Source organism: Prescottella equi (assembly GCF_020171745.1).
Lineage (GTDB): Bacteria > Actinomycetota > Actinomycetes > Mycobacteriales > Mycobacteriaceae > Prescottella > Prescottella equi_A.
The window spans coordinates 314,341-324,812 of sequence record NZ_JAIVAH010000007.1; the positions used below are offsets into that span (position 1 = coordinate 314,341).

A 10,472-nucleotide genomic window follows, 5' to 3' on the forward strand; every position below is an offset into this window, starting at 1 on the left:
GGAGTGGATGTCAGTGCGCCGCCGGCGCCGCCGCGGGGTCCAGAACCACGACGCCCATTCCGGTGAGCCATTCCGGAATCGCCTCGTAGGCAATTCGTTCGGCGGGGATGTAGTCCATCATCGCGGCCATCATCAGCCACGTGCGCAGTTCCTGGGCGCCATTGCCCGCCTCGGCCTCGATGTCCGCGCTCGAGTAGCCGGCCAGTTCACCGGCCTTGCCGACCGCGAACAGGTCGAGGATCCGGTCGTCGAACTCGGGTGAGATCGCGGCCTCGGCGGCGCGGATGATCTGGCGACGGCGCACGTCGTAGTCGGACCAGTTCTCCCGGCCGTCGAGCCAGGCCTGGACCATGAAGTCCTCGTCCTCGCCGTGCGGGTCCCGCCAGTCCGGCCACGGCAGCCGGTGCGACAGCCCGCCCGAGGCGACGACGACGACCCGCTTGTCGCCGGGGTACGACTCGATCGTGTCGCGCAGGGCGAGGGCGAGGCCCTCACACCGCTCGAACGTCGGCAGCGGAGGGGCGAACACGTTGACCACGAGCGGGACGATCGGGACGTCGAGCCCCGCCAGCAGATACTGGATCGCGTGCGACTGGCCGTGATCGATCTGCAGACGCGCCGAGAACGCCAGGTCGAACCGGCCGCTCTCGACCACGCCGTCGGCGAGGTGACGCGCGAGATCGACGTCGACCTTCTGCGGGCCCTTCGGCGTTCCGGATTCCCCGCTCGCGTTGCACTCGCCCACCCCGAGCGTGAACGGGGGGATGAGGTCGAGCCAGAAGCCACGGAAGTGGTTGGACCCCAGCAGGACGACCACGTCGGGCCGCGCGGCGGCGATGCGGTCGCGTACCACCCCCAGGGCGTCGCGGAACCGCTCGGCCTCCGCCTTGTGCGTCGTCTCCTCCCAGTGCGTGTTCATGAGGGTGCTGTGCGATGCACCGACCCCCAGCACCAGTTTCGCCATCAGTCGATCCCCACTTCCTCGAGAGACCGGGTCACGGTGTCGACGGCGACCCGGATCAGGTAACGCGTGAGGCGTTCCGCCTCGCGCAGGTCCACGGTGTTCATGCCCATCGCGAAGTCGACCTCGAACGGGGCGTCGGTCACCTTCGGCATCCCGACCCGCACGGTCGGGATGCCGCGACCGCGCAGGATGTTCGCGTCGGTCGCACCGCTGGCGTCGTGGAACTCGTGGTGTGGTCCGCCCTCGAACGCCTCCCAGGCCTCGATCGCGCTGCGACACAGCCACATCTGCTCGTCGGACGACTCCCCCGGGATCGCCAGGACCTGTTCGACGTCGATCCGCGCGTCCAGGTCGGCGGCGATGGTCCGCACCGCCTCCACCAGCTCGCGTCTTGCCGCCGACGGCGTGGTCCGCGGGCTCAGCCGCAGATCCACCATCATCCGGACCTGTCCCGGCGTGAAGGACGCGGTGCGCTCCCAGCCACCACGGATGTTCGCGACCATCCCCTGCGGGAGCACCAGGCCGTCCCGGTGCCGGCTCGAGTACTGCGGGAACCATTCCTCGAGCCGCAGCGCCACCTCACCGGCCAGCGCGACCGGGTTCCGGTAGGGCAGCCGATGCCGCGAGCCGACGTAGGTGTGGCTGCCGTGCACCGTGATCTCGAACCACGCGAGCCCGACCTCCTCCCACGACACCGTCCAGCCGGGCTTTGCGATGAGCGCGAAGTCCGCCCACACGCCCTGCTCGAGCAGGTACGAGCAGCCGACTCCCTGACCGGTGTTCAGCCGTGGATTGCCCACGCCCGGACGGGCGTTGGTCGGCATGCCGCCGGCCCCGAAGCCGACCAGGAGGTCGCCCGTCAGCGGGATCTCCGCGGCGCGGATCGCCTCCACGGCCGCCATGACGCAGGCCGCGTGTCCCTTGGGGTTCGACGCCCCGAGACCGATGACGTAGTCGCCGTCGCCGGCGGCCTCCGCACGGAGATCCGGCCGTAACGTCTCCGCGGCCCACGGCACGTCCTCCGCGGCGTTGCCGCTCGTGACGGTGTCGATCGGCGCGTAGAGCAGCAGATCCGGCCCGTCCCCGTCGCCGCGCACCCGGCCCCACGAGTTCGCCTGCCGGTCGTCGAGGTACATCGTGTGTGCCTCGACCCCACCGGTCGTCAGCGTGTTCGTGATGTGCCGGGCGAGCGGGGCCTCGTCGCCCGTCGGGCTGGCGATGTCCACCAGCCCGACCGCCAGTTCGCGCAGTCGCTCGCGATCCACCTTCCCCCACGCCTGCTCGACCCAGCGGCGGCGCTGCTCGTCGAGACCGGCGAGGGGATCGACGGTCCCGGGGGTCACGAGTTGACCTGGTGTACCTGAGTATTGCTGCGGGCTGCGACGAAGCGCCAGGCCACGGGCGCCCCGGCGGCAAGCAGGACACCGAGCGTCACGCTCACGAGAGTCTTGAACATCGTCTTCTCCTCTAGTCCGAAGCGGCCGGGGTGTGCGGTGCCGCTGCGGCACCGCCCGATTCGGCGGCGGGGGTGGCTCGGCGCCGCTCACGCACCGGGCGGGCCGGCGGCTGCGGGGTGTGCGCCACCGCGGCGGCGATCTTCTCGGCGTACTCCTCCTCGGCGAGGTTGCGCCACGCGGTGAGCGAGATGTCGGGGCGGTAGAGCTTCTCCGGCGGCGCGTCGGTGACGCGGACCATCCATTCGTCCTGGCCCGAGAACTGGCCGTGGAACAGCCAGCGGATCGCGCCGAGGTACTTGGCGTAGAAGCCGAGCTTCGCTGTGCCGGTGACGAAGTTGACCATGAGGCCCACGTACTGGTGGTTGTCCTCGTCGACCGGGACGTAGAACTCGTAGTGGATGAAGTTCGGGTAGGCGATCCGCAGCACGCCGGGCATCGACAGCGAGGCGAAGCCCGGGAACTTCTGGGCCTCGATCACAGGGTTCACCTTCAGGCCCGCACCGACGTTGCCGATCTGCGAGATCTGGGTCTCGTCGGGCTTCTTCTTCCACCAGCGCTTGTTGGTCCACTTGCCCACACCGGGGAAGTCCGCCTCCCAGTAGACCTCCTCCTGCACTCGGAAGAGCCACCGGCCCTCGGGCACGATGCTGGTGATGTTCCACGTGGGCATGGGCTTGAACAGCCGCCACAGCGCGGTGCGGTGCAGGTACTTGGCGTGTCCCTCGTCGAAGCCGTTCTCGCACGCGAATCGCCAGTTGCCGCCGCGCGGTTGGATGCGGCCGCCCACGATGCCCTCGTTCTCGACGAGTTCGCGGGGCAGCTGCTCGTCGATCGGCGGCGCGGGCTCCTCCGCGATCGGAATGTAGACCCACACCAGACCGAGCCGTTCCTCGATGGCGTACGTCCGGACGGAGAGCTTGCCGCAGATCTTCGAGTCGGGTCCGTCGGTGATGACCGCGGCCAGTTTGCCGTCGTTCAGCCGGAACGTCCAGCCGTGGTACGGGCAGCTGACGGTGCCCGGGAACTGCTGGTCGCCCTCCGACAGCGGCACGCCGCGGTGCGGGCAACGGTCGTGCAGCGCATACACTTTGCCGCTGTCACGAATGATGGCGAGCTTCTCGCCGCAGATCGTGTAGCTCTTGGGATCCTTGGTGATGTGGCTGGACCACGTCACCGGGTACCAGTAGCCCCGGTAGCCGCTGCCGGCCTCGTTGTATCGGGGCCACGCCGTCCAGTCCTGCCGACCGGCCGCGCGCGGCCTCTCCGGGAGCGCCTGCGTGGCGTCCGGCGCCTCGACACCAGTCATGTGAAGTCCTCTCGACACGAGATCTTTTGGTACGCAGATCTTCCGACGAACCCTCCGTCCTTCCAACGGATCCGGTTCACTCAGCAGACCGGGTTCACCGCCGGGCCACGACGGCCTCACCGGCGGCGCACAGCGTCCCGTCGGAGTCGCGCTCCTCGAGGTCCAGAACGATCCGATCGTCGTGGACCTCGCGCACCGACCCGGTGACCGTGAGCGTCGTCCCGACGTACGCGGGTGCGCGGTTCCGCCACCCGACCGACAGCACCGCGTCCGGGTCGCCCACGTACCGGGCGGCCGCGCGGAAGAACAGGGTGCCGTGCAACTGCGCCATCACGACCCGGTCGTCGAGCCCCTCGAACCGTGCGTACGCGGTGTCGTAGTGGATCCGGTGCGCGTTGTGCGTGGCCGCACCGAATCGTTGCACTCGGACCGGATCGGTCTGCAGCACAATCGGTTCGATCGACTCGCCGATGACGGGAGCGGCGTGTTCGTTCATCGGACGATGAACCTTTCCGTGACGGTCGCCAACACACCGACCGCGATCGCGCGGTAGGTCTTGACGACGGTGATCAACAGGAACGGGGCGTCGTCGCGCCCCTTCCACTCGATCCGGTCGACGGTCCGGTCGGCGGCGATACGCTGCCCCAGCGGCGGCGCCCGGTGGAAGGCAATGTCCTGTCCGCCGGCCATCAGCCGGACGTCGAGTCCGGACGTCCCGGGCACCTCGTCAGCGAACATCCCGTCGGGTCGGTACTCGTCGTCCCGCGCGCCGCTGGGCCCGCGCAGCAGGCTGGGCACGTACATGGGGTGCACCGCGAAGTCCGGCCGGTCCGGGTCCAGGTAGCGAGGGTCGTCCTCCGCACACGCGCGCGCGAAGGCGACCGCCTCGTCGGGACGGATCGCCCCGAGGTCGCGGTGCTCGCGGGTGCCGATCGTCGACGACACCCGCTCGTGGACGATGTCCAGTGGAGTTCTCATGCGGCGACGCTAGGAGCGGCACCACCTGCAGGGCCACAGACCGGGACCGCCTGACGGACCGCGATCCTTTGCCCGCGCACGCCGATCGGGTCAGGTATGCGCATGACGAATCGACCGAACAGCTTGTACGCCACCGCAGCCGGCGTGAAGTTCCACTACCACGACCTCGGCGAGGGCGCGCCCACGATCTTCCTGCACGGCGGCGGTCCGGGCTGCACCGCGTGGTCCGATTTCGGGCCGGTGGCACCGCTCTTCGCGCAGGACCGCCGCGCGATCCTCGTCGACATCCTGCAGTACGGTCTGTCGGACAAGTGCACCATCACCGGGCCGATGTGGGACTTCCACGCCGCCAAGATCGTGGCGCTGCTCGACGAACTCGGCATCGACCGTGCCGATTTCGTGTGCAACTCGTGGGGCGGCACCATCGCCCTGAACCTGGCGGCGAAGTACCCCGACCGGGTGCGCTCGCTGGTGATCACCGGCAGCATGCCGGTGTTCTACGGCCCGCTCGCGCCGCTGCCCGAGGACGGCCGGCGGGGGCGCAACGCGCGCGACGTCTACTACGGCGGCGAGGGCCCGACGCGCGAGAAGATGCGTCAGCTCATCACCAAGCTCGAATGGTTCGACGGCGAGCGCCTGCCCGAGGAAACCCTCGACATGCGCTACGAGCAGAGCCTCGACCCCGACGAGATGGCGCTCGCGGCGGCGTCGGACAACCCCCGCGGAGACTGGCAGGATCTCACCGCGGAACTCGGAATGATCCAGGCGCCGGTACTTTTCGCGTGGGGCATGCACGACGCCTTCCTCACACCGGACTACCCGCTCATGCTCGCCCGGATGATCGAACGCGGTCACCTGTACGTGATGGACAAGGCGTCGCACCACCTCCAGGAGGAGCGGCCGCACGACTACTACACCGTGGTGACCGGGTTCCTGAACCAGCAGCATCCGTGACAGCCGACGCGACGACCGACGCGGCCCGCGAGGGTGCCCGCGTCACCGCGCCCGAGGGCGGGAGCCGGATCCGACTGGTCGTGATCCTCGGCCTGCTCACCGCCCTCGGGCCGTTCACGGTGGACATGTACCTGCCGGCGCTACCCGCGATCACCGACGATTTCCTGACGTCCGACGCCGCCGTGCAGCTCACGCTCACCGGGACGCTGCTCGGCCTCGCCCTGGGCCAACTGGTGATCGGGCCGCTGTCCGACGTCTTCGGGCGCCGACGGCCGCTCGTCATCGGCACGTCGCTGCACGTCGCGGCGTCGGTGGCCTGCTGGTTCGCGCCGTCGATCGCGGTCCTCGGCGCCCTGCGCGCACTGCAGGGGCTCGGCGCGGCCGCGACCGGCGTGATCGCGATGGCCGTCGTCCGCGATCTGTTCGACGGCCGGGACGCCGCCGTCGTGATGTCACGGCTGATGCTCGTCATGGGCGTCGCCCCGATCCTGGCGCCGTCGATCGGCGGCGTGTTGCTGACAGCGGTCTCGTGGCACGGGGTGTTCCTCGTGCTCGCCGGTCTCGGGCTCGTCATGATCGTGCTCGGTGGGGTCGCCATGCCCGAGACACTGCCGCCGTCGGCGCGGGTCGGCCGCGGCGTCGCACCGGTGTTGCGCACGTACGCGACGCTGGCCCGCGACGGGCACTTCATGGTGCTGGTGCTGGTGTGCGGGCTCGGCCGGGCGGTGCTCTGGGCGTACATCGCAGGCTCGTCGTTCGTGATGCAGGACCAGTTCGCGCTGGCGCCCGGGGTCTACGGCATCGCGTTCGCCGCCGGCGCCGTCGTGCTGATCGGCGCGTCCCAACTCAACGTCGTGTTGCTGGGGCGCTGGACACCGACGGGCATCTGCGTGGCGTCGCTCGCGGTGAGCACCGTGCTCGGAGCCGTCGCGATCGGGTTGGCAGCGACCGACACCGGCGGATTCCTCGGCTTCGCGCTGCCGGTCCTGGCACTGCTGTGCGCCACCGGGTTCGTGATGCCGAACGCACCGGCACTCGCCCTGTCCCGGCACGGAGAGGCTGCGGGCACCGCGGCGGCGATGGTGGGGTTCGCACAGTTCGGGGCGGCGGCGGTCATCGCCCCGATCGTCGGGCTGCTGGGGAACACATCCCTGGCGATCGCCGTGGCGATGACCGGTTCGGCGGTGCTCGCACTGTTCGCGTTGGGGGCCGTCGTCAGGCCGTCCGCGCGATCTCGTGGAGCGCTCGACTGACGCCCTGCCCCGCGGTCTGCAGCGGTCCCGAGATCCGGGCGACGTTCATCCGGGCCGTGCTCGTCGACACGCTGATGGCGCCGACCACGGTCGATCCTCCCGAGAAGATCGGGACCGCCGCGCTTGCCGTCCCGAGCCGAACCTCCTCGGCCTCCACCGTCATCACCTCGCTGCGGGCGCGTTCGAGTTGCCGTCGCAGCATTGCCGCCGACGCCACCGAGCGATGCGTGAACTTCGCGAGGCCACGGGCGACAACCTGCTCGAACACCGCGGGCGACGAGAAGGCGAGCATGACCTTGCCGGTGGCGGTGACCTCGACCGGCAGCCGGCCGGCGACGCGGGACGGCAGGTCCACCGACCCGTGCCCGGAGATCTTGTCGATGTACAGCACGTCGAGGCCGTCGCGGATCGCGAGGTGAACCGTCTCGCGGGTGATCGCGTGCAGTTCCTGCAGGAACGGCAGCGCCGCGTCACGCAGGATCCGCTGGGTGGGGACGAGCTGGCCCAGTTCGAACAGCCGCAACCCCAGCCGGTAGTCGGTTCCCACTCGCTCGAGCAGGCCCAGTTCGACCATCTCGGCCGCCAAGCGATGCACCGTGGCCTTCGCGACGCCACTGCGCCGTGACAGTTCAGTGAGCGACAGCGAACCCGACTCGGCGTCGAAGGACTCGAGCAGTAGGCGCACCTTGCCCAGCAGCGATGTCATCATCAGGTGCCTCCTACGATCGCCGTCCCATTGAGCGGGACCGGTGCGCAGAGCCTACCGAGAATCCATCGAACGTTTGTTTCGATACCAGCGGACCCGCAAGTCCGCCAGGGTGCTCATCGAAGCGTCCACAGCGGCGCCTCACGGCGGCACACCCGCGCGACGTTCTCCGCCGTCATCGAGTACATCCGCGAGAGGGCCGTCGAGCTGCCGCCCGCGATGTGCGGACTCAGGATCACGTTGTCGAGGTCGAACAGAGGACTGTCGGTCTCGACCGGTTCCCGCGCGAAGACGTCGAGGGCCGCGCCGGCCACCGTCCCGGATCGGATCGCCGCGGCCAGCGCGACCTCGTCCACGACCGGCCCGCGGGCGACGTTGACCACCAGCGCTCCCGGAGGCAGCAGCGCGAGTTCGCGAGCCGAGATCAGGCCCCGGGTCTGCGCGGTCAACGGGACCGCGACCACGACGACGTCCGACACCGACAGCAGGTCGTCGAGCGGCAGGTGCGGCAGCGTCGAGTCCGGATCCGGGCGGCGCGAGTGATACGCGACCTCGCACCCGAACGCTCGGAAGAGTTCGCCGCAGCGACGACTGATGTCGCCGAACCCGACCAAGCCGATCCGGCGCTCACCGAGGTCGCGGCAGTCCCGCTCCCGGATCGCCGTCTGCGGCCAGAGTCCACGTCGCATCTCGGCATCGGCCCAGCCGATCGAGCGGCACAGGTTCGCGGTGGCCGCCACCGCCCACTCCGCAACCGATCCGGCGTTTCCACCCGGCGTGTTCGCAACCGGGACACCGGCTTCCGTCCAGGCATCGACGTCGATGTAGGCGACCCCGACACCCGGCTGCTGGATCAGCCGCAGGTGACCGCCGAGTGCCGCCTCGGCAGCGCCGAGCGGCAATGCCCCACTCCAGTCCGCGACGACGACGTCGACCTCGGGCAGCAATTCGCGCACCGCGTCGACCGTGCGCTCAGCAGGCCGGACGACGGTTCCGTCGTCGCCGACCGCGGCGCGCACGGCCTCGCCGATCGCCGGATCCGCAGCAAGGAGCAGGATCCGGTCCGAGGCCGTGCGCGCATCCACGGGTATCAGCCCCAGCGGGACTGGCCGCCGTCGAGCGGGATCGTGGCGCCGGTGAGGTATCCGGCGTCGTCGCTGACGAGGAACACGACCGCACGACCGATATCGGTCTCCGCGTCACCGATGCGGCGCAGCGGAATGCTGGCCTTGAACGCCTCGGCCTCCTCGGGGCGCGCCGCGATCCAGCCCTCGAGCGCCGGCGACATCGCATGCGGCGCGATGGAGTTGACGCGAATTCCGTCGACGCCCCATTCGCAGGCCGCGGCGCGGGTGAGCGAGCGCATGCCTTCCTTGATCGAACCGTAGGCGCCGTAATCGCTGGCGTCCCAGCGCACGGCCGCGGACGTCACGAGGTTGATGATCGAACCGCCACCGCGTTCCTTCATCGACGGGTAGCACGCGCGCATCAGGCGCAGCGTCGCCAGCGGCCCGGTCGCGAACGACCGCTCGAAGTCGTCGTCCTTGACGGACAGCAGCGGTCCCGGACCGCAGTCGTTGGCGTTGTTGACCAGGATGTCGACACCGCCGAAGAACCCGATGGTCTGTTCGACGGCGGCCTCGATGTCGGCCGCATTGCTCACGTCGCACCGGACGGGCAACGCCTTGCCACCGTAGGCCTCGATCTGCTCGACCGTCTTGACGAGCTTGGACTCGGTGCGTCCGGCGACGGCGATCGACACGCCCTCCTTGGCCAGCGCGTGCGCGATGCCGCGGCCGATACCCTGCCCGGCTCCCGTGATGAGTGCAATCTTGCCGTCAAGCTTGCCCATGTGTACCCGCTCTCAACTCTCGTGAACTGGGGAGACCTGGTGTGACAGGCCTCCAGTCGACTATTCTCAACCAAGCATTTGCTTGCGCGCAGCGTTTTCGCGAAATTGGCTACGAAAACTTCTGAGCACCAAAGAGCCTCGTGGCGTCCGGCGCTGCGACACGACAGAAAGGCAGTTCGCATGAGCTACCCCAACCCGGTCGACTTCACCGGTCGCGCAGTGATCGTCACCGGCGGCACCAAGGGCATCGGCTACGTCATCGCCGAGCACTTCCTGCAGGCCGGCGCCGACGTGCTCGTGTGCGCCCGCAACGAGCCCGAGACCCTCCCGACGGTCGACGGCCGCAGCGCCGCGTTCCGCGCCGTCGACGTCCGCGACCCCGCCGACGCGACCGCCCTCGTCCAGGACGCCGTCGACCGCTTCGGGCGCCTGGACGTGCTGGTCAACAACGCCGGCGGCTCCCCCGACGCCGACGCCGCGACCGTGTCGCCGCGGTTCGTCGAGAAGATCGTCGCCCTCAACCTGCTGGCCCCGGCCTACATGGCACAGGCCGCGAATCTGGTTATGCGCGAACAGGAGACGGGCGGTGCGATCGTCAACATCGGCAGCGTCTCCGCGCACCAGCCGCAGCCCGGCACCGCCGCCTACACCGCGGCGAAGGCGGGCCTGCTCGGGCTGACCAAGGCGCTGGCCCTCGAGTGGGCGCCGAAGGTGCGCGTCAACCACATCACCACCGGCCTGATCCGCACCGAGGCCGCGGCGACGGTGTACGGCGACGACGGCGGCGCCGCGGTCACCCGCACCCTGCCGATGGAGCGCATGGCGGTGCCGTCGGACATCGCGAAGGCGTGCCTGTTCCTGGGCAGCGACCTGTCGTCGTACGTCAACGGTGCCGATCTCGCGGTGCACGGCGGCGGCGAGTACCCGGCTCGCTACATGGCGACCCAGGGCAGCTGACGAGACCGGTCGTCGCGAGTCGGTCGCCCAGAGATCGGAAGAGCG

At 69.7% G+C, this 10,472-nt stretch carries 11 protein-coding genes; 3 read left to right on the forward strand and 8 right to left on the reverse strand.

Features of this window, described 5'->3' with window-relative positions; all coding sequences use genetic code 11:
* Window positions 1-10 precede the first annotated feature (10 nt).
* The 5 genes from LCL87_RS06510 to LCL87_RS06530 form a co-directional block, all read right to left on the reverse strand.
* Window positions 11-964 carry a DODA-type extradiol aromatic ring-opening family dioxygenase gene (locus LCL87_RS06510; RefSeq protein WP_225017850.1) on the reverse strand — a complete coding sequence of 318 codons (954 nt, stop codon included), beginning with the start codon at window positions 962-964 and terminating at the stop codon, window positions 11-13.
* Window positions 964-2,307, reverse strand: a complete 1,344-nt coding sequence (locus LCL87_RS06515; protein ID WP_225017852.1) for a zinc-binding metallopeptidase family protein — start codon at window positions 2,305-2,307, stop codon at window positions 964-966. Before LCL87_RS06515 ends, LCL87_RS06510 begins: the two co-directional genes overlap by 1 nt.
* A 124-nt stretch (window positions 2,308-2,431) precedes the next feature.
* Window positions 2,432-3,727, reverse strand: coding sequence for a Rieske 2Fe-2S domain-containing protein (locus LCL87_RS06520; protein ID WP_225017854.1), 1,296 nt, complete (start codon window positions 3,725-3,727; stop codon window positions 2,432-2,434).
* A gap of 94 nt (window positions 3,728-3,821) precedes the next feature.
* Window positions 3,822-4,223 (reverse strand): hotdog family protein, encoded by a 402-nt coding sequence (locus tag LCL87_RS06525; protein ID WP_225017855.1) that lies wholly within the window; start codon window positions 4,221-4,223, stop codon window positions 3,822-3,824.
* Window positions 4,220-4,705, reverse strand: a complete 486-nt coding sequence (locus LCL87_RS06530) for a hypothetical protein (RefSeq protein WP_225017857.1) — start codon at window positions 4,703-4,705, stop codon at window positions 4,220-4,222. The genes LCL87_RS06525 and LCL87_RS06530 overlap by 4 nt, the downstream gene beginning before the upstream one ends.
* Window positions 4,706-4,807: 102 nt before the next feature.
* Here LCL87_RS06530 and LCL87_RS06535 point away from each other — a divergent pair, with 102 nt between their 5' ends.
* Window positions 4,808-5,659 carry an alpha/beta fold hydrolase gene (locus LCL87_RS06535; protein WP_225017859.1) on the forward strand — a complete coding sequence of 284 codons (852 nt, stop codon included), beginning with the start codon at window positions 4,808-4,810 and terminating at the stop codon, window positions 5,657-5,659.
* On the forward strand, window positions 5,656-6,912 hold the full coding sequence (locus LCL87_RS06540) for a multidrug effflux MFS transporter (RefSeq protein ID WP_225017861.1): 1,257 nt from the start codon (window positions 5,656-5,658) through the stop codon (window positions 6,910-6,912). Before LCL87_RS06535 ends, LCL87_RS06540 begins: the two co-directional genes overlap by 4 nt.
* On the opposite strand, the gene LCL87_RS06545 is transcribed toward LCL87_RS06540, so the two are convergent.
* The 3 genes from LCL87_RS06545 to LCL87_RS06555 form a co-directional block, all read right to left on the reverse strand.
* Window positions 6,875-7,621: an IclR family transcriptional regulator gene (locus LCL87_RS06545; protein WP_225017863.1), complete on the reverse strand. Its 747-nt coding sequence runs from the start codon at window positions 7,619-7,621 to the stop codon at window positions 6,875-6,877. The two genes, LCL87_RS06540 and LCL87_RS06545, sit on opposite strands and share 38 nt — an antisense overlap.
* Before the next feature lie 113 nt (window positions 7,622-7,734).
* Window positions 7,735-8,703: a 2-hydroxyacid dehydrogenase gene (locus LCL87_RS06550; protein ID WP_225017873.1), complete on the reverse strand. Its 969-nt coding sequence runs from the start codon at window positions 8,701-8,703 to the stop codon at window positions 7,735-7,737.
* Between the two features lie 5 nt (window positions 8,704-8,708).
* Complete coding sequence (locus LCL87_RS06555; RefSeq protein WP_225017874.1) at window positions 8,709-9,470, reverse strand: SDR family oxidoreductase; 762 nt, start codon at window positions 9,468-9,470, stop codon at window positions 8,709-8,711.
* 180 nt (window positions 9,471-9,650) lie between these two features.
* Between LCL87_RS06555 and LCL87_RS06560 the strand changes: the two genes are divergently transcribed.
* On the forward strand, window positions 9,651-10,427 hold the full coding sequence (locus tag LCL87_RS06560) for an SDR family oxidoreductase (RefSeq protein WP_225017877.1): 777 nt from the start codon (window positions 9,651-9,653) through the stop codon (window positions 10,425-10,427).
* The last annotated feature ends 45 nt before the right edge of the window (window positions 10,428-10,472 follow it).